This window comes from Streptomyces fuscigenes, from assembly GCF_021556455.1.
Classification (GTDB): domain Bacteria; phylum Actinomycetota; class Actinomycetes; order Streptomycetales; family Streptomycetaceae; genus Streptomyces; species Streptomyces fuscigenes.
This window is the reverse complement of sequence record NZ_JAKGCV010000063.1, coordinates 1-20013: the sequence shown is the minus strand read 5'-3', so window position 1 is coordinate 20013 and position 20013 is coordinate 1. Positions and strand designations below refer to the sequence as shown.

Genomic DNA, 20013 nt, shown 5'->3' with positions numbered 1-20013 from the left:
CCGCCTCGACAGCGGCTCCTGGGACACCGCCCTCGGCACCCTGTCGGCCGTGCCCGACCCCCTCACCCGGGCCGTCGAGCCTCTCGCGTCACGGGGTCACGGGCGGCCTCATCCGGCGCTCGGCGTCCCGCATTTGTCCGTACCGTTAGTGTGGTGGCCCGTCCCTGACGCTCAGCGCCCCCTGGAGGGCGGAACCCCCGGCCGGAGGGCCCTTCACCTCGATGTCCGCCACCACAGCGTTCGTTCCCGCCGCCGCAGGCGGCTACGCGCCCGACACGCCCCCCGAGTACCCGCGCCACGTGGTGACCGCGGTCCTCGTCTCCCACGACGGAGCGCGCTGGCTGCCCGACGCCCTCGCGGGCCTCGTCGGCCAGGAACGGCCCGTACAGAACGTCGTCGCCGCCGACACCGGCAGCGCGGACGCCTCCGCGCAGTTGCTGAGCGAGGCGCTCGGCGACGAACGCGTCCTGCACCTCGCCCGCAGGTCGGGATTCGGCACGGCCGTGGAAGAAGCGGTCCGCGTCGCGCCCGTCCTCACCCCCGACGACCTGCCCTACCTGCGGCGGCCGAGCAGCTGGGACCCCGTGACGCGCACCTGGCGCGACGAGGCGTACGAGATGCCCGAACTGCCCCACGGCGAACCGGTGCAGTGGCTCTGGCTCCTCCACGACGACTGCGCTCCCGCGCCCGACGCCCTCGCCGAACTGCTGCGCGTCGCCGACTCCGACCCGGACGCGGCCGTCGTCGGCCCCAAGCTCCGCGGCTGGTACGACCGCCGGCAACTCCTCGAGGTCGGCGTCTCGATCGCCAACAGCGGGCGCCGCTGGACCGGACTCGACCGGCGCGAGCAGGACCAGGGCCAGCACGACCAGGTCCGCTCCGTCCTGTCCGTCTCCAGCGCCGGCATGCTCGTGCGCCGCGATGTGTGGGAGCAACTCGGCGGCTTCGACCGGAGCCTGCCGCTCATGCGCGACGACGTCGACCTGTGCTGGCGCGCGCACGCGGCCGGGCACAGCGTCCTCGTCGCCCCCGAGGCCGTCCTGCGGCACGCGGAGGCCGCCTCGCGCGAGCGCCGCACCGTCGACTGCGTGGGCCGCTCCGCGACCAACCCGCACCGCGTCGACAAGGCGGGCGCCGTCTTCGCGATGCTCGCCAACACCCGCGGCGGCGCACTCCCGTGGGTGGCGCTGCGGCTCGTCGTCGGCACCCTCCTGCGCACCCTCGGCTACCTCCTCGCCAAGGCGCCGGGCCAGGCCGTCGACGAGGTCATGGGACTGTCCGCGACCCTGCTGCGGCCAGGCCGCATCCTCGCGGGGCGGCGCGCACGCGCCGGCGCGGTCACCGAATTCTCCGAACTGCGCCCTCTGTTCCCGCCGCCCGGAGCGACCATCCGCGCGACCGTCGAGCAGGCCGCGGCGAGCCTCGGCGCGGGCGGTGCCTCCGACTCCGAGTCCGGCGGCTCCCGCCACGGCGTCGTCGAGTCCGGGCCCGGCGGCGAGGACGCCGACTACATGGAGATCGAGCAGTTCGCGCGGCTGAAGAAGCTCGCGCGGCGGCCCGGTCCCGTCCTCTTCGCCGTCCTCCTCGTCTTCTCGCTCGTCGCCTGCCGGGCCCTGCTCGCCGGCGGCTCCCTCGCGGGCGGCGCGCTGCTGCCCGCCCCCGACCACATCTCCGCCCTGTGGGACCGCTACGCCGACACCTGGCACGCGGTCGGCACCGGCGGCACCCAGACGGCGCCCCCCTACCTCGCGGTCCTCGCCAGCCTCTCCGTGCTGTTCCTCGGCTCGACCGGGCTCGCGCTGACCGTGCTGCTGGTGTGCTCCGTACCGCTCGCGGGGGTCAGCGCGTACTTCGCGTCGCGCTCCCTCGTGCCCTCCCGCCTGCTGCGGGCCTGGGCCGCCGTCGTCTACGCGTTCCTGCCCGCGGCGACCGGCGCGCTCGCGACGGGCCGCCTCGGCACCGCCGTCCTCGTGATCCTGCTGCCCGTGGCGGCCCGCGCCGCGGTCTCCGCGTACGGGCTGCGCGGCACCGGACGCGGGACGTGGCGCGCGACCTGGGCATACACCTTCCTGCTCACGGTCACCACCGCGTTCACGCCCGTCGTGTGGCCGCTCTCGGCCGTCCTCGCGCTGGCCGTGCTCGTGCTGCGGCGCCGCGAGATCGGCGCGTACGGCCCCCGCGTGCTGACCGTGCTCGTCACGCCGATGATCCTGCTCGCACCCTGGTCGCTGACGCTGCTCACCAGCCCCCGCGACTTCCTGCGCGAGGCGGGCCTCGACTTCTCCACCGGACCGGCCTCCGCGCTCGACCTGCTCGGCATGGACCCGGGCGGCCCCAAGGCCGTCGGCGGCGTCCTGATGATCGGCGTGGTCCTCGCGGCGCTCGCCGCGCTGCTGCGCTCCGAGCGCGGCTTCGCGGTGCGCACCGCCTGGGTCGCCGCACTCGTCGCGCTCGTCTTCGCCGTCGCGTCCAACCGCTCCGGCTGGGCCGGCCCCGCCACGCTCGTCTACGCGGTGGCCCTCCTCGCGGCCGGCCTCGTCGGCGCGGACGGGGCACGCCTGCGGGTCGCCGAGATGAGCTTCGGCTGGCGCCAGCCGGCCGCGGCGCTCATCGCCGTACTGGCCGGGATCGCGCCCCTCGTGGCCGCGTTCAGCTGGATGGTCACCGGCGCGGCCGGGCCGCTGGAGCGCACGGACGCCACCCAGGTCCCCGCGTTCGTCGCCGAGGAGTCCACGACCTCCGACCAGCCGCGCACCCTCGTGCTCAGCGGCACCTCGCCCGGCTCCGTCTCGTACAGCCTCGTGCGGGGCGAGGGCGCCGAGCTCGGCGACGCCGAACTCACCCGGGCCGCGGGCGGCGACACCAAGCTCGACAAGGTCGTCGCGAACCTCGTCGCCGGCTCGGGTGCCGACCAGACCACCCAGCTGCGCGGCTTCGCCATCCGCTACGTACTCCTGCGCGACGGCGCCCCGCACGAGATGAGCCGCGTCCTCGACGCCACCCCGGGCCTGAGCCGGCTCAGCCAACTGGACGGCAGCGAGCTGTGGCGCATCGACCAGCAGGTCTCGCGCATCATGATCGTGCCTCCGGCCGCCGCCGGGGCCGCCGGCACCGGCGACGCGGCGGCGCCCGTGTCCGTGGCGTCCTCGACCGTGGACGCGCACACGAAGATCCCGTCCGGGCCCTCGGGCCGCGTCCTGCGGATCGCCGACCGCGCCGCCGACGGCTGGCAGGCGACCCTCGACGGGCAGCCGCTGCCCCGGACCACCGTCGACGGCTGGGCGCAGGGCTTCCAGCTGCCGACGAGCGGCGGCAGGCTCGACCTCACGTACGACGAGCCGATCACGCACACCGCGTGGGTGTGGCTGCAGGGCCTGCTGGGCCTCGTGCTGCTCGTGCTCGCGCTGCCCGGCGGCCGGCCCGACGTGGACGACGACCTGCCGGACGAGGCGCTGGCCGCCGTACCGCCCGAGGCGATGGAGGGCGAGGGCCGCCGGGCCCGCAGGCTGCGCGCCGCGGCCGAGGCAGAGGCGGCGGCGGAGGCGGCCGAGGCGGCCTCCGCGCGCGGCAGCGGCGGCACCGACGTCTACGAGGCGGGCGACCCCTACGAGACGCCGGGCACGCGGGAGCCCTACGGCACCGGTGCGTACGCGGCCGGGGACACGGGTGAGCAGCCCGCGGTCCCCGACGGCCCCGACGCGGGGTACTCCGGCGACTCGGGGTACCCCGGCGACGAGGCGTTCCCCGGCGACGAGAGGCTCCCCGGCGACGAGGAGGACGAGGCGGACGTCTTCACGCCCCACCGGCCGGCCGGCGCCCCCGTGCAGGAGCACGGCATGCCCGATCAGGACGGCGGCCACGCCGGCCAGGAGCACGACTACGCCGCCCAGGCGCAGGACTACGCCGGCCAGGGACCGGACGCGACCGCCGGGGACGACGCGGCGGCGCAGGACCCGCAGGGCGGCGCCGCGCAGGGGCCCTACGCGCCGATCCCGCACCAGCAGCCCTACGGCGAGTGGGACACCTCCGGGGGCGACGCCTACGGCGGCTACCCGGCCCAGCCCGGCTACCCCCAGCAGGGCGACTACGCCCAGCAGGCCGCCTACCAGCAGCAGTACGGCGAGGCGCAGGGGGCCGGCTACCAGCAGCAGTTCGGGGACGCGCAGCAGTTCGGCGACCCGCAGCAGCAGTACGGGGACGACCGGCAGTACGGGGACGCGGCCTACGCGGACCCGCGGCACGACCCGCAGCAGTACGCCCAGCAGCAGTGGGGCTACGACGCCTACCAGCAGGGCGGCGGGCAGGCGGGCGAGCAGACCGGCTACGACCCGGCGCAGTACGACCCCTACGGCTACGGCGCCCAGCAGTCCCAGCGGGGGCAGGACCCGAACCACCCGTACCCCGAGGACCAGGGACAGGACCAGGGCGCCGGACGGCGGCCGCAGAACCCGGACGGGAGCAGCAACCAGTGAACCGTACGACCTACTCCCTGGGCGCGGTCGTGATCGCCCTCGCGGCGGTCACCGGCGTGGCCTCCCTCAGCGGGGGCGGCACCGCCACCACCGGGGCCGCCGCGGCCCCCGCGCGGCTGCCCGTCGAGCGATCGAGCGGTCTGTGCCCCGCGCCCGACGACTCCGAGACCGCCGACACGACCTACACGTCGTTCGCGCCCAAGGGGACCGCGGCGGCGCCGGGCGACGAGAGCGCGGCCGTCCTCGTGCCGGCCGTGGAGGGAACCGCACCCGCGGCCCCCTCCGGCTCCCCGTCGGGCAAGGCGGGCGACGGCACGAAGGACGCCAAGGACGCCAAGGACGCCAAGGATGGGAAGGACGGCAAGGACGCCAAGGACGGCGCCGGCTCGAAGACGCCGGCACCCCCGTCTCCCTCCGACGCCTCCGGCGCGCCCGCGCCGAAGCCGCTGCTCTCGCTGAAGCAGCCGGGCACCCCGGCCACCGTGAGCGCCGACGACGACCCGACGGCGCTCGTCGGCACCGCGACCGGGGCGCTGGCGCCGGGCTGGACCACGCAGGAGACCACCAGCGACGACGTCGGCGTCGGGCGCGGGCTTTCCGGCCTGACCTGCACCAGCCCCGACACGGACTTCTGGCTCCCCGGGGCCAGCACCGCCAAGTCCCGCTCCGACTACGTCGACCTCACCAACCCCGACGACTCGGCCGCCGTGGCCGACATCCAGCTCTACGGCAAGAGCGGCGCCCTCAAGTCCGACACCGGTGACGGCCTGCCCGTACCGGCCCACGGCACCGTGGCGGTGCTGCTGTCCACGCTGACCTCGCAGGCCGAGGACGGCCTCACGGTCCACGTGACGACCCGCAGCGGCCGCGTCGGCGCCGCCGTGCGCGCCGCGGACAGCGACACGGGCGGCGACTGGCTGCCGCCGGCCGCCGACCCGTCGCCGACGCTGGTCATGCCGGGCATTCCCGCCGACGCCACGGACGTCCGGCTGACCGTCTTCGCACCCGGCCAGAACGACGCGGACCTGAACCTCAAACTCTTCGGGCCGAGCGGCGGCATCGTCCCCGCCGGACACGAGAGCCTGCACGTCAAGTCCGGCATGACGACCACCGTCGACCTGGCGGACGTGACCCGCAAGGAGGCCGGCTCGCTCCAGCTCGCGCCCTCGGGCAGCGGCCAGGCCACGCCCGTCGTTGCCGCACTCCAGGTGCTGCGCGGCAAGGGCGACGACAGGGAGATGGCCTTCATCCCGGCGACGGCCCCCGTCACCGCCCGCGCGAGCGCCGCCGACAACCGCGCGAAGGGCTCCACCCTGTCGCTGGTCGCCCCCGGCGCGACGGCGCAGGTCAAGGTCACCGCGTCGGCCGGCTCGAAGGGCGGCACGGCGACGACCAAGACGTACACGGTCAAGGGCGGCACCACGCTGGCCGTGGCCCCGCCCGTCCCGGCGGGTCTGAAGGGCTCCTACGCCCTGACGGTCGAGCCGCAGTCGGGCGGCCCGGTGTACGCGGCGCGGACGCTGGCCCTGCCGCAGGGCGGTGTTCCGGCGTTCACGGTCCAGACGCTGCCCGACGACCGGGGAACGGTGTCGGTGCCGCAGGCACGGCAGGACCTGTCGATCCTGAAGGACGACGACTGATCTGACGGGCGGCGGCGGGCGGCCGGGCCGGGAGCGGGCCGCGGCCCGCTCCCAGCCCGGGTCGGTCCGGTCGGACGGGGTGCGGTGCGGCTGCGGGCTGCTGGCTGTGGGCCGTCGGCAGGCGCCGGTCGGACATCCGTTGTCGGCCATCGGCCATCGGCCATTGGCCATCAGCCGGCGGTCACCGGCTGTCGGCGGCCTCCGGTCCCGACGGGCGCGCGCGAGCGCCGAACCGACGGGAGGGGCTGTTCGGGAGGGACCGTTCGGGAGGGGCCGTTCGGGAGGGGCTACTCCTGCCCGTACCGCGGGTCCACGGACTCGGGGGCCAGCCCCAGCAGCTCCGCGACCTGCTCCACCACGACCTCGTGCACGAGCAGGGCGCGCTCGTCGCGGTTCTTCGTACGGATCTCCACCGGCCGGCGGTAGACCAGGATGCGCGCGGGCTGCTGCTTGCCCGCGGGCACCGAACGGCCGAGCGGCACCGTCTCCTCCTGCGTCCCCGGCACGTCCATGACCAGGAACTCCACGTCGGCCAGCTGGGGCCAGCGGCGCTCCAGGCGGTCGACGGAGTCCCGCACCAGGTCCTGGAAGGTCTCGGCACGGCTTGCGGAGAGCGGCACCTGCGGAGGCGCCACCGGGCCGCGCATCCCCCGGCCGTGTCGGTCGCGGCGGCGCGGCCTCGGCTCGGCGGGGTGGGGCGGCGGTACGGAGCTGTCCATCACTGACGCAGCGTACTTCGGCACGCCGGTACCGGTACGGCACCGCACGCGGCAGGGCCCCCGCCCGGCCCCTCCGGCGGCCGCTCAGGGTCGCCCGGACCTGACAGAGAGTCAGCTGTGCGGCATCTCACAGCACGACACGGGCGGGTGACGTGCGGCTGAGTCGTCGCGGCCCGCTCAAGAGTGCGGTACCGTCCAACATCGTGAGCCCTGTACGTCGCTGTTCGCGCACCGCTTGCGGCCGCCCGGCCGTGGCGACGCTGACGTACGTCTACGCCGACTCGACCGCGGTCCTCGGCCCGCTCGCCACCTACGCGGAACCCCACTGCTACGACCTCTGCGCCGAACACGGCGAGCGCCTCACCGCGCCGCGCGGCTGGGAGGTCGTCCGGCTGACCGACACCTCGGCCCCCTCCCGCCCGAGCGGCGACGACCTGGAGGCCCTGGCGAACGCCGTCCGCGAGGCGGCCCGCCCGCAGGAGCGCACCGCCCAGGCGGGCGGCAAGGGTGCCCCGGGCGCGGACCCCGTCGAGGTCGGCCGCAGGGGCCACCTGAGGGTCCTGCGCAGCCCCGACTCCTGACCTGACCCCGGCGGGGTCGTGAGTGCCGATCCGTGCCGTTCCCGATCCGTGCCGTCTCCGATCCGTGCGGTTGCCGAGGGGGAGGTGCCTCCGTGTCGGGCCGTCCGCCCCGCCCTGCCACGCCCCGCCACGCCCCGCCCCGGAAGGGCCCGCGGCCGGGCCGACGGTACGGTGAGCCGATCTCGACTGCCGGTTTGACGACTCAGGAGCACGTGGTGGCTGACGCGGACCTGTCCCAGCTGGTGAAGGCGTACGACGTGCGCGGCGTGTACCCGGACCAGCTCGACGAGGGGCTGGCCGAACTCTTCGGCGCCGCGTTCGCCGAGGTGACCGCCGCGACCGAGGTCGTCGTCGGCCACGACATGCGGCCGTCCTCGCCCGCCCTCGCGGCCGCCTTCGCGCGGGGCGCGGCGGCCCGGGGCGCGGACGCCACGCTCATCGGGCTCTGCTCCACGGACCAGCTGTACTACGCCTCCGGCGCCATGGGGCTCCCGGGCGCCATGTTCACCGCGTCCCACAACCCGGCGCGCTACAACGGCATCAAGATGTGCCGCGCCGGCGCCGCGCCGGTCGGCCAGGACACGGGACTGAGGGAGATCCGGGCCCGGGTCGAGGAGACCCTGGGCACCGGCCTGCCCGGGCCGGGGACGGGGCAGGTGCGGAGCGAGGACACCCTCGCGCCGTACGCGGCGTACCTGCGGGGCCTCGTCGACCTCACGGCGATCCGTCCGCTGAAGGTCGTGGTCGACGCGGGCAACGGCATGGCGGGCCACACCGTGCCCACGGTCTTCGAGGGCCTGCCGCTGGACCTCGTGCCGATGTACTTCGAACTCGACGGGACGTTCCCGAACCACGAGGCGAATCCGCTCGACCCGAAGAACCTCGTGGATCTCCAGGCCCGCGTACGGGCCGAGGGCGCGGACCTGGGCCTCGCCTTCGACGGGGACGCGGACCGCTGCTTCGTCGTGGACGAGCGGGGCGAGGGCGTCCCGCCGTCGGCGATCACCGCGCTGGTCGCCGCCCGTGAGCTGGCCCGCACGCCCGGCGCCACCGTCATCCACAACCTGATCACGTCCTGGTCGGTGCCGGAGGTCGTGCGCGAGCACGGCGGCGTCCCGGTCCGGACCCGGGTCGGGCACTCGTTCATCAAGCAGGAGATGGCCCGCACGGGAGCCGTCTTCGGCGGTGAGCACTCCGCGCACTACTACTTCAAGGACTTCTGGAACGCCGACACCGGCATGCTGGCGGCCCTGCACGTCCTCGCCGCGCTCGGCGGCGGCCCGGCCCCGCTGTCCGAGCTGCTGGGGGAGTACCAGCGGTACACGGGCTCCGGCGAGATCAACTCGACCGTGGCCGACCAGCGCGACCGCATGGAGGCGGTGCGCGCCTCGTACGGCGGACGCGACGACGTCTTCTTCGACGACCTCGACGGCCTCACCGTCACGACGAAGGACTGGTGGCTGAACGTCCGCCCGTCGAACACGGAGCCGCTGCTGCGCCTGAACGTCGAGGCGCGGGACGCGAGGACCATGGCCGAGGTCCGCGACGAGGCACTGCGGACGATCAGGGCCTCCCACCGGCCCGCCGCCCGGCCGGAAGGCGCACCGCTGACGTGGGACGGGAACCGCTGACGTCGGACGGCTGACGTCGGACGGGAACGGCTGACGTCGGACGGCTGACGTCGGAGGGGAACCGGCCCGGGCGACCACGCCGACGGCGCCCTCCCCACCGGCGGTACTCTGACGTGGCCAGACACCCAGCCCGAAGGGACCCCCACTCATGCCGCTCGAAGCCGGCCTCCTGGAGATCCTCGCCTGCCCGGCCTGCCACGCGCCGCTCCGCGACGAGACCTCGGCGGACACCCCCGAGCTGGTCTGCACGAGCCAGGACTGCGGGCTCGCGTACCCGGTGCGCGACGAGATCCCCGTCCTGCTCGTCGACGAGGCCCGCCGCCCGGCGTAGAAGCGCCGACGCGCACAGACGGCCCGGAGGCCCACACCATGCTCGACGAGTCGATGCTCGACGCCCCGGACGACCTGGCCCGAGCCGATCGGCGCGGCCTGCTCCGCGGTGCCGCGGAGGCGGGGGCCCGCGTCCGCACGGCGCTGCGCAACACGGAGGAGGCCGGGGTCACCGCGCTGAGCCCCGAGGGCAGGCCGCGTTCCGTCATGGTCGCCGGATCGGGTGCTGCCGCGACCGCCGTCGCGGACCTGGTGGACTCCCTCGCGGGAGCGATCGCGCCGGTCACGCACCTGCGGCCCACGGGCGTCGCGCCCGTCGCCGGAGCCCTGCACTGGTCCCTGCCGGGCTGGACCGGCGCCGTGGACCTGCTCCTGATCGTCACCACCGACGGCGGGGAGCCGGGCCTCGGCGTGCTGGCGGAGCAGGCGTACCGCCGCGGGTGCACGGTCGTCGCCGTGGCGCCGCGGCGCTCCCCGCTCACCGAGACCGTCGACGGGGCGCGGGGCCTGCTCGTGCCCCTGGCGGCGAACCCGCCCGGACGGTACGAGAGCCCCTACGCCGCCCCGTGGCGCGACGAACCCGGATCCGGGCCCGAGCCCGGGATCGCGCCGCGATCCGAGCGCGGGACCGCGCCCGGCGCCAGGCCAGGAACCGCGGCCGAATCCGGGTTCGGCCCCGAGTCCGTCGCCGCGGGCCCGGGCGCGCTCTGGGGGCTGTTCACGCCACTGCTGGTCCTGCTCGACCGCATCGGCCTGATCACCGCGCCGAACGACGTGCTCGAACGCCTGGCGGACCGCCTCGACCGCGTCGCCGAGCGCTGCGGCCCCGCTGTCGCCACGTACGACAACCCCGCCAAGACCCTCGCGGTGGAACTCGCCGAGAGCCTGCCGCTGATCTGGACGGAGGGCGGCGCCGCGCCCGTGGGCCGCAGGTTCGCGAGTGCGCTCACCGAACTCGCGGGCCGGCCCGCGCTCGCCGCGGAACTGCCCGAGGCGCTGGAGGCGCACGGCGCGCTGCTGCGTGCGCCTTCCGGGGGAGGCGGGGACCTGGACGACTTCTTCCGGGACCGCGTCGAGGACGCCGAGACCCTGCGCCCCCGCGTCGTGCTGCTGCGCGACCGCCCGGCGGAGGGGCTCACGGCGGCCCCGACCGCGCGCGAGACGGCGGACGCCGGCAACACGCCCCTCAGCGAACTGGAGCCGGAGGAGGGGAACGCACTCGAAGCTCTCGCGGAACTCGTCGCCGTCACCGACTTCACCGCCGCCTACCTGGCGCTCGCCGCGCCCGAGGGCTGACGGAACCTGACATACGGCCTTCCGGCGGTACGGCGAGCGCGGCAGCCTCGGCGGCGGCGACCGTTGAGGCCACCGGGAGGGCGGCGGCCGGGACGCGGGGCCACCGTGCCGCTGGGGCTGCTGGGATTACCGGGACGACTGGAATCGCGAGGATCGCGGCGGCAGGCCCGGCAGGCCCGGCAGGCCCGGCAGGCCCGGCAGGTCCGGGCGGGTGCGGTGGTCCGGGTGACCCGACGGGTCCGACGGCTCCGCACGCTGCGACGGCTCGGACAGGTACGAAAGCCACTACGGCTACGAAAGCCACTACGGCTACGGAAGTCCCGACGGCTGTGAAAGCCCGACGGCCCCGGCGGGTCCGACGCTCCGACAACGAAGTCGGGCAGAGCGGAACGCACGCCCGCCACCCCGACCGCACGTTTCCCCGAGCCCTCCGCGGCACGGAGTCCGAGGACCGGAGCGCACCGCCTCCGACACGGCCTCCACCCGCGGCCCGATCCCGATCCCGACCGACGCACCCGGCCCGACACACCCCGCCCGACATGCCTCCGACCGACCCACCGCCACTCCTCCGACCGCCACGCCTCCGACGACCACGTCATCGACCCTCGCAGCGCCGGACGGTCGCGGGTCTGACACCGGGTCCCCACCATCGAGCCCGGCCCCACCGAGCCCGACCCCACCGGGCCCGTCGTCCGGGACCCGGCCATCTGCTCAGGCCACCGAACCCGCCGTCCGGCCACCGGACCTCACGCCCCGCCCGCACACCAGCTCACGGAAGAAGCCGCATCGCATGGACCGCCTCTCCAACACCGTGCGCCCCTACGCCTGGGGCTCCACGACCGCCATCCCCGAGCTCCTCGGCACCGAGGCCACCGGTGAGCCCCAGGCCGAGGTCTGGATGGGGGCCCACCCCGGGGCCCCCTCGCGCGTCGTACGCCCAGCGCAGGACGGAACGCCCAGGGAAGTCGCGCTCTCCGACGTCATCGCCGACGATCCGGAGGCGGAGCTCGGGGCCGCGGCCGTCGCGAAGTTCGGCCCGCGTCTGCCGTTCCTGCTGAAGCTCCTCGCGGCCGGGTCGCCGCTGTCGCTCCAGGTCCACCCCGACCTGGCGCAGGCGCGGGCCGGTTTCGAGGACGAGGAGGGCCGGGGCGTCCCGATCGACGCCCCCGAGCGGAACTACAAGGACGCCAACCACAAGCCCGAACTCATCTGCGCCCTCACCCCGTTCGAGGGCCTGTGCGGCTTCCGGCCCGCCGCCGAGGCCGCGGCGACGCTGGAGGCGCTCGAGGTCGACTCGCTCAAGCCCTACGTGGACCTCCTGCGCGCCCGGCCCGAGGAGGCGGCGCTGCGCGAGGTGCTCACGGCCGTGCTCTCCGGCGACCCGGCCGCGACCGCGGCCACTGTCGAGGAGGCCGCGGCCGCCGCGGAACGCCTCGGCGGCGCCTACGAGACCTACGCCTCGATCGCGCGCCACTACCCGGGTGACCCCGGCGTGATCGCCGCCATGCTGCTGAACTCCGTGACGCTGCGCCCCGGCGAGGCGATGTTCCTCGGCGCGGGTGTCCCGCACGCGTACCTCAGCGGCCTCGGCGTGGAGATCATGGCCAACTCGGACAACGTCCTGCGCTGCGGCCTGACCCCCAAGCACGTCGACGTCCCCGAACTGCTCCGGATCGTCCGCTTCGCGTCGGCCGACCCGGGCGTGCTGCGCCCCGAGCCCGACGCCGACGGCGAGCAGGTGTACGCGACGCCCATCGACGAGTTCAGGCTCTCGCGCTACCTGCTGGCCGACGACGGCACCCCGCGCGACCTGACGGCACCGGCCGCGCCGCAGATCCTGCTCTGCACGTCGGGTGCGCCGCGCGCCGGGGAACTGGCCCTGAAGCCGGGTGACTCCGTGTTCGTACCGGCCGGAGAAAAGGTCGAACTGTCCGGTTCCGGCACGGTTTTCCGGGCCACCGTGGTCGTCTGACCGTCCGTCCCGCCCCGGCCGGCCCGTACGGCTGCAACAATGACCGGCCGTACGCACGGCTTCTGCCCGTGTGCACGACGACCGGGACCATCACCGCGAGAAGGGACACCGCGCACCCCATGAGCGCGCAAGGCGGAACCAAGGCGATCGTGGCGGCGCTCGGCGCCAACCTGTCGATCGCGGTGGCCAAGTTCGTGGCCTTCCTCTTCAGCGGATCGTCCTCGATGCTGGCCGAGGCCGTGCACTCGGTCGCCGACTCCGGCAACCAGGGGCTCCTGCTCCTCGGTGGCAACCGCGCCAAGCGCGCGGCCACCGAGGAGCACCCCTTCGGCTACGGGCGCGAGCGCTACATCTACGGCTTCCTCGTATCGATCGTCCTGTTCTCCGTCGGTGGCATGTTCGCCGTCTACGAGGGCTACGAGAAGGTCAAGCACCCGCACCCGCTGGACGACTGGTACTGGCCCGTGGGCGTTCTCATCTTCTCGATCGTCGCGGAGGGCTTCTCGTTCCGCACGGCCATGAAGGAGTCGAACGCCACCAGGGGCTCCCTGTCGTGGATGGAGTTCATCCGCCGCGCGAAGGCGCCGGAACTGCCCGTCGTCCTGCTGGAGGACTTCGGCGCGCTGATCGGCCTCGCGCTCGCGCTGGCCGGTGTCGGCCTGGCGATCGGCACCCACAACGGCGTGTGGGACGGCATCGGCACCCTGTGCATCGGCACGCTCCTGATCGTCATCGCCCTGGTGCTGGCCGTCGAGACCAAGTCGCTGCTGCTGGGCGAGTCCGCGAGCGCCGACCAGGTGGCGAAGATCCGCGAGGCGGCCGTGGACGGCGACAGCGTGACCAGAATCATCCACATGCGCACGCAGCACCTCGGCCCCGAGGAACTGCTCGTCGCGGCGAAGATCGCAGTACGCCACGACGACACCGCCGTCGAGGTGGCCGCCGCCATCGACGCGGCCGAGGCGCGGATCCGCGAGGCGGTCCCGATCGCCCGCGTCATCTACCTCGAGCCGGACATATACAGCGAGGCGGCCGCCGCCGCGGGCCCCGACCCCGAGGCCACCCCCGGCGGCCCCGGCCCGACGCCCGCGGAGCACTGACCCGTCCGGCAGAGACGAGACCGGCACGGATGACGTGACGGTCCGTCCGGGGCCGAGCTCGCGGCAAGCACACGGGCCCGGCCCTGACCGCCCGTCCGCGAGGCGGGCGGTGGGGGAGGCACGGTTCCAGTGGAGCCAGGGCGCCCGGGTCCGGGCGTCAGGTGGGGATGCTGCGCCGCCGACCGCCGACCGCCGACCGCCGACCGCCGACCGCCGACCGCCGACCGCCGACCGCGAGGCGGGTGGCGGGTGGCGGGTGGCATGAGACGCACGGGTGTGTCTGCGCCCGCCCTGCCGCGGGACATGCCGGCGCCACGGCCATCCGAACCGGGGCGGGTGTCATGCGGACGCGCGGCGTGCGAGCAGCTGGGACCCCGTGACGCTCCCACCTCGCACCCCCGCCGCTTCTCCTGTCCCGCCGCGTGGTCGGCGCTCGCCCCTCCGCCCCGTCGGCCGGACCGCGCCCGCCCCAACCGTCCCGTTCACCGGACGGCGCCTGTCCGGTTCACCGGACGGCGCCCGGCCGGCACCCGCCCCTCCGCTCCCGTCGGCCGGACCGCGCCCACCCGCCCGTCCCCGTCCGGCGCTCGGACCGGCATCGCGTACAGGGTCGGAAGGCCACCGCCCACCAGTGACCCGCGGACCCCCGACCACCCGCCCGGCCCACTCCTGCGGGACCACCCGGACGGCCCCGCGCGCGCCCCCAGCCGCGCTCGCTCAAGCCCGGAGGGACAGCCCCGCGCGGCGGCCCGGGAACCACGGTCCCCTGTGGCCGGGCGCCGCAACCGGTGTAGATTCGGGTGGTGCCAGACGTCGCTGCTGATGGCGGTCGGGCGGCCCGCCTTCGCGGACCGGCCGAGGGAGAGAGGGGCCCGACGGACTGTGCCGCGTAGGCTCGGGCATTCGTATGCCCGGCGCCGACAGAGCCAGCCGCATGCAACCCACCCTCGACCCATACGAGGAGCAGTCCGAAATGACGACTGTCGCCAACCGACAGGACTTCAAGGTCGCCGATCTCTCGCTCGCCGAGTTCGGCCGCAAGGAGATCACGCTCGCCGAGCACGAGATGCCGGGCCTGATGGCGATCCGCAAGGAGTACGCCGAGGCCAAGCCGCTCGCCGGCGCCCGGATCACGGGCTCCCTGCACATGACCGTACAGACCGCCGTGCTGATCGAGACCCTCGTCGCCCTCGGCGCCGACGTTCGCTGGGCGTCCTGCAACATCTTCTCGACCCAGGACCACGCCGCGGCCGCCATCGCCGTGGGCCCCGACGGGACGCCCGACAGCCCGAAGGGCGTGCCGGTCTTCGCCTGGAAGGGCGAGTCCCTCGCCGAGTACTGGTGGTGCACCGAGCAGGCCCTCACCTGGCCGAACTCGCCCACCGGCGGCCCGAACATGATCCTCGACGACGGTGGTGACGCCACCCTCCTGGTCCACAAGGGCGTCGAGTTCGAGAAGGTCGGCAAGGCCCCCGCGCCGGAGAGCGCGGACAGCGAGGAGTTCCGCGAGATCCTCGTCCTGCTGAACCGCACGCTGGGTGAGAACCCCCAGAAGTGGACCAAGCTCGCCTCCGAGATCCGCGGTGTCACCGAGGAGACCACGACAGGCGTCCACCGCCTGTACGAGATGCACCGCGACGGGGACCTCCTCTTCCCCGCCATCAACGTGAACGACGCGGTCACCAAGTCGAAGTTCGACAACAAGTACGGCTGCCGCCACTCCCTGATCGACGGCATCAACCGCGCCACCGACGTCCTGATCGGCGGCAAGGTCGCGGTCGTCTGCGGTTACGGCGACGTCGGCAAGGGCTGCGCGGAGTCCCTGCGCGGTCAGGGCGCCCGGGTGATCGTGACCGAGATCGACCCGATCTGCGCGCTGCAGGCGGCGATGGACGGCTTCCAGGTCGCGACGCTGGACGACGTCGTCGAGACGGCGGACATCTTCGTCACGACCACGGGCAACAAGGACATCATCATGGCCGCGGACATGGCCAAGATGAAGCACCAGGCCATCGTCGGCAACATCGGCCACTTCGACAACGAGATCGACATGGCCGGCCTCGCCAAGGTCGACGGCATCACGAAGTCCGAGGTGAAGCCCCAGGTGCACACCTGGACCTTCCCCGACGGCAAGACGCTCATCGTCCTGTCCGAGGGCCGCCTGCTGAACCTGGGCAACGCCACGGGCCACCCCTCCTTCGTGATGTCCAACTCGTTCGCGGACCAGACCCTGGCCCAGATCGAGCTGTTCACGAAGCCGGAGGAGTACCCGGTCGACGTCTACGTGCTGCCCAAGCACCTCGACGAGAAGGTCGCCCGCCTCCACTTGGACGCGCTCGGCGTGAAGCTGACGACCCTCCGCCCCGAGCAGGCCGCGTACATCGGTGTCGACGTGGCCGGGCCGTTCAAGCCGGACCACTACCGCTACTGACGGGTGACCGTCCGGCCGCCCCCGCGGTGACCGGACCGTCCCGCCGCTGAGCAACCGGGGACACCCCGCCACCGGCGCCGTACGGGCCCGAGCCCGTGCGGCGCCGAGGCGCCCGCCCCGCCGGGCCTGCGCACCCGGGTGCGCAGGCCCCCACCGTCCGACACCCACAACCGCAGACCCGCGACGGGCCCGTCAGCGCCACGCCCCCGGGGCCCGCGGGACCGCACGAAGGCCACGACGATCCCCATGCCCCGCGGCCGGTATTCGCTCCACGATCCGCACGATCACACCCCCCTCCTCCAGGAACACTTCCACTGCGCGCCCGGCCCGTCGGGCTGGCGCTACGTCGCCGAGACGACGACCCCGGCCGGCGCCCACGCGGGCTCCGTCGACCTGGCCGTCGACGAGCACGGCAGACCCATCCGCCTCGAACTGCACTCCGGCGACTGGCAGGTACGCGGTGCCGCTCTCGACGGCGTCACCTGGGTGCGTACCGACGCGACCGGCGCCCACGCGACCGAGGGCACCGTCCGCGCCCACTCCTTCACCGCCATGTCCCCGGCCTTCCTCGTCGCCACGGCACGGCTGCTGCGCCTCACCCCCGATTCCCCCGCCACGCGCGTACGCCTCGTCGCCTTCACGGACCCGGTACTCGCCCCGCGCACCGTCGACCAGTCCTGGGTCCTGGTGAACAGTGAAGCGCACGCCACTGACAACGGGCCCCTGATCGTGGACGAGTACCGGATCAACGCACTCGACACGGGGGAGCAGTACAGCGTCCACCTGGCCGGGGACGTGGTCCTGGCCGCCCCCGGCATCGAACTCGAAGACCTCAAGGACCCGCCGTCGGTGTTCCGCACGTGATGAGCGGACACGGGTCCGCCGCCATGCCGGGGCGTCCCGCTCCTTCCGGGGCCGACGGTCCCGGACCCACGCCTGGCCCTCGACCCACGCCGGACCTCTGACCCGGACCCGGCCGGGCAGGCGGACGAGCGTGTTCCGGCCGCGCTCGGACAGACGGACAGACGGACAGACGGACAGACGGACGCCGACACGGTGATCGCGCGTGCCGCGCCCGGAGCGGACGGCGCCTCAGGCGGGCGGGACGAACCCGGTGGGCCTCGGCCGCGGCGGATTCACGGCGGGACCCGATGCGGGCCGCACCCGTGTGACCGCAGGCCCCGCAGGCAGCAGGGGCGGGGCGCCCACGGCACCCGTCTCGTCGACCGGAACCGAACCGGAAACCGAGGCCGCGCCGGAGGCCGTCTTCGAGCCCAGCGCCGAAACCGAACCGGAAGCCGAAACCGAGCCCGAGACCGCCGTGGCCGCATCCGCGTACGGAGTCGCACCGTGAGCCGGGTCCGAGCTGAAGCCGCCCGCCGCCGACTCGGCCGCGTCGTACGCCCCCGCCTCCCGACCGGACCCCGCCGTCCCGTCGCCCGTCGCGCCGAACCCTCCGCCGAACGCGCGCCGGGCGTCACGGACCTGCCGCTCCTGGAGGACCGCGGCCAGGAAGGCGGCCGGGGCGACACCCGCGGGCGGGAGCGTGCCGGTGCGTGCCGCGACGTCGTCGGCGAGCCGCACCGCCACCGACCAGCTCACCGCCGCGTCCAGCTGCCCCATGCGCGTCAGGTACTGGCGCACGGCGAGCCACAGGGTGTCCGGCACCGCGGAGAGGTCCAGCCCGGCGAACCGTCCCACCAGCCAGTGCGGCGGAGGCGGGGCGGCCGTCAGCAGCGCCGTCGGCATCCGCTCCCGCACCACGAGCGTGCCGCCGAACACGTCCCCGATCCGCCGGCCGCGCTCCGACACCAGCGACGCGACGCACGCGATCACGCCGAAGGAGAAGAGGAGCTCCACCACGCCGACGGCGCCGCGCACCAGTGCGTGCCGGAACCGGATCGGGCCGCCGTCGTCGCGCACCACACGCAGGCCGCACGCCAGTTTCCCGAGCGAGCGGCCGCGGCTCAGCGTCTCGACGGCGATCGGGCCTCCCACGAGGACCAGCAGGAACGACGACACCTGGAGGGCGGCGACCGCGGCGCCGTCCAGGGACCCCGCGGCCAGCGTCACCGCCACCGCCACCGCGACGTACACGAGGACGAGCACCACCGCGTCCAGCGCGAAGGCGAGGACCCTGGTCGGCAGACGGGCCGGCCGGAGTTCCAGTACAACGGCCTCACCGGTGACCAGCAGCTCGTCCACGCGAAATCCCCCTCGGCCCCCGGGACCCTCTGCCCGCGGAGGGCCCAGTCTGCCAAGCTGACGCCCAGTGCGCCGTACTAGTGCCTGGAGCAGCTGCCGATCATGGACCTCGACGTCTTCGTCACCGCCCACCGGGCCGAGTGGGAACGCCTGGACCGCCTGCTGCGCCGCGGCCGGCGCCTCACGGGGGCCGAGGCGGACGAACTGGTCGGCCTCTATCAGCGCACGGCCACCCATCTGTCGCTGATCCAGTCCTCCGCGCCGGACCCGATGCTGTCGGCCCGCCTCACCCAGCTCGTCGCGCGAGCGCGTGCCACGGTTGCCGGCGTGCGGCGTGCGTCCTGGCGCGACGCCCTGCGCTTCCTCACGGAGGGCTTCCCGGCCGCGGTCTACCGGGCACGCCGCTGGTGGGTGCCCACCGCGATCGTGTCGGTGCTGCTCACCGTCGCCATGGGCTGGTGGATCGGGCACCACCCGGAGGTGCAGGCCGCCATCGGCGCGCCCGACGAGCTCCGGCAGATGACACGGCCGGGCGGCGGATACGAGACGTACTACTCCAGCCACCCCGAAGCGTCGTTCGCCGCACAGGTGTGGACGAACAACGCCGAGGCAGCAGGGATGTGCCTGGTCCTCGGCGCGTTCTTGTGCGTCCCGGTTCTCTGGATCCTGTTCACGAACGTCCTGAACCTGGCCGTGGGCTTCGGCCTCATGTCCTCCGCGGGACGCCTGGACACGTTCCTGGGCCTGGTGCTCCCGCACGGACTGCTCGAACTCACGGCGGTGTTCGTCGCGGCGGGTACGGGCCTGCGGCTCGGATGGACCGTGATCGACCCGGGTCCGCTGCCCCGCAGGGCAGCCCTGGCCCAGCAGGGCAGGGCGGCTCTCGGGATGGCCATCGGCCTCGCGCTCGTCCTGTTCGTGTCGGGCGCGATCGAAGGTTTCGTCACCCCGTCGGGCCTGCCGACGTGGGCCCGCATATCCATCGGCGTGGTGGTCGAACTCGCCTTCCTGACATACGTGTACGTCGTGGGGGGCAGGGCCGCGCGCGCCGGGGAGACGGGCGACGTGGAGGCCACCGGCAGGAGCGCGGCGCTCCCGGTCGCGGCCTGATGTGCATCGGCGCCCTGTGACCTGTTAGTCTCATCCGCACCCCAAGAAAGCTGTTGACGCAGCCGTAGTGGGGAAGTAGATTTGGATGGTTGCACGGGGGCCGCCTGGACGGCCTGCGCGACAAGCGCTAATATCTACGAGGCTTGCGGCACGGAATTGATTCCGAGCGAGCCCATTCGATTCAAAATTCGGACGACTCGAACGTCGAGAAATCGACACCTCGAAGGTCTGCTAGGATCGAAAAGCTGAAAGAGAAACGCGAAAGCGATTATCTGGAAGCGCAGCCCCTTCCGACGGGGAATCGGACACGAAAGAGTCTGATAGAGTCGGAGACGCAAGACAGCAGGACACGAAAGACCAGCAGGACAAAGAAATACCGAAGGGAACGCCCGGAGGAAACCCGGAAGGGAATCCGAAGGAAGCGTCCGTTCCTTGAGAACTCAACAGCGTGCTAAAAGTCAACGCCAGATATGTTGATACCCCGTCCATTAAAGCCGGACGATCTGGCCTCCTTGTGGGGTCGGGT

General features: G+C 74.0%; 13 protein-coding genes. 11 read left to right on the top strand and 2 right to left on the bottom strand.

Annotated elements, in window-relative coordinates:
• Positions 1 to 221 precede the first annotated feature (221 nt).
• Together L1885_RS08940 and L1885_RS08935 are read left to right on the top strand one after the other, a co-directional pair.
• The gene (locus tag L1885_RS08940; RefSeq protein WP_235796483.1) at positions 222 to 4472 is read left to right on the top strand and encodes a glycosyltransferase; all 4251 of its coding nucleotides are present in this window, start codon (positions 222 to 224) and stop codon (positions 4470 to 4472) included.
• The gene (locus L1885_RS08935) at positions 4469 to 6112 is read left to right on the top strand and encodes a DUF5719 family protein (protein WP_235796482.1); all 1644 of its coding nucleotides are present in this window, start codon (positions 4469 to 4471) and stop codon (positions 6110 to 6112) included. Before L1885_RS08940 ends, L1885_RS08935 begins: the two co-directional genes overlap by 4 nt.
• A 287-nt stretch (positions 6113 to 6399) precedes the next feature.
• Here the strand turns inward: L1885_RS08935 and L1885_RS08930 are convergent, their stop codons facing one another.
• Positions 6400 to 6831: a metallopeptidase family protein gene (locus L1885_RS08930; RefSeq protein ID WP_235796484.1), complete on the bottom strand. Its 432-nt coding sequence runs from the start codon at positions 6829 to 6831 to the stop codon at positions 6400 to 6402.
• A gap of 158 nt (positions 6832 to 6989) precedes the next feature.
• On the opposite strand from L1885_RS08930, the gene L1885_RS08925 reads away from it, so the two are divergent.
• From L1885_RS08925 to L1885_RS08890, 8 genes are all read left to right on the top strand, one after another.
• Entirely contained in the window at positions 6990 to 7412 is a 423-nt protein-coding gene (locus tag L1885_RS08925) for a DUF3499 domain-containing protein (protein WP_268983840.1), read from the top strand.
• 215 nt (positions 7413 to 7627) lie between these two features.
• Positions 7628 to 9043 carry a phosphomannomutase/phosphoglucomutase gene (locus tag L1885_RS08920; protein ID WP_235796480.1) on the top strand — a complete coding sequence of 472 codons (1416 nt, stop codon included), beginning with the start codon at positions 7628 to 7630 and terminating at the stop codon, positions 9041 to 9043.
• A gap of 148 nt (positions 9044 to 9191) precedes the next feature.
• Positions 9192 to 9374, top strand: coding sequence for a Trm112 family protein (locus tag L1885_RS08915; protein ID WP_235796479.1), 183 nt, complete (start codon positions 9192 to 9194; stop codon positions 9372 to 9374).
• Positions 9375 to 9412: 38 nt separating this feature from the next.
• Positions 9413 to 10669: an SIS domain-containing protein gene (locus L1885_RS08910; RefSeq protein WP_235796478.1), complete on the top strand. Its 1257-nt coding sequence runs from the start codon at positions 9413 to 9415 to the stop codon at positions 10667 to 10669.
• A 790-nt stretch (positions 10670 to 11459) separates the two neighbouring features.
• Complete coding sequence (gene manA / locus L1885_RS08905; RefSeq protein WP_235796477.1) at positions 11460 to 12641, top strand: mannose-6-phosphate isomerase, class I; 1182 nt, start codon at positions 11460 to 11462, stop codon at positions 12639 to 12641.
• Between the two features lie 119 nt (positions 12642 to 12760).
• On the top strand, positions 12761 to 13741 hold the full coding sequence (locus tag L1885_RS08900) for a cation diffusion facilitator family transporter (RefSeq protein WP_235796476.1): 981 nt from the start codon (positions 12761 to 12763) through the stop codon (positions 13739 to 13741).
• 973 nt (positions 13742 to 14714) lie between these two features.
• A complete protein-coding gene (gene ahcY, locus L1885_RS08895; RefSeq protein WP_235796475.1) occupies positions 14715 to 16172 on the top strand; it encodes an adenosylhomocysteinase in 1458 nt (485 codons plus the stop codon).
• Between the two features lie 246 nt (positions 16173 to 16418).
• On the top strand, positions 16419 to 17036 hold the full coding sequence (locus L1885_RS08890) for a hypothetical protein (RefSeq protein WP_235796474.1): 618 nt from the start codon (positions 16419 to 16421) through the stop codon (positions 17034 to 17036).
• Positions 17037 to 17264: 228 nt separating this feature from the next.
• Here the strand turns inward: L1885_RS08890 and L1885_RS08885 are convergent, their stop codons facing one another.
• Entirely contained in the window at positions 17265 to 18377 is a 1113-nt protein-coding gene (locus L1885_RS08885; protein WP_235796473.1) for an RDD family protein, read from the bottom strand.
• Between the two features lie 102 nt (positions 18378 to 18479).
• Between L1885_RS08885 and L1885_RS08880 the strand changes: the two genes are divergently transcribed.
• Complete coding sequence (locus tag L1885_RS08880; protein WP_235796472.1) at positions 18480 to 19487, top strand: stage II sporulation protein M; 1008 nt, start codon at positions 18480 to 18482, stop codon at positions 19485 to 19487.
• Positions 19488 to 20013: the final 526 nt, after the last annotated feature.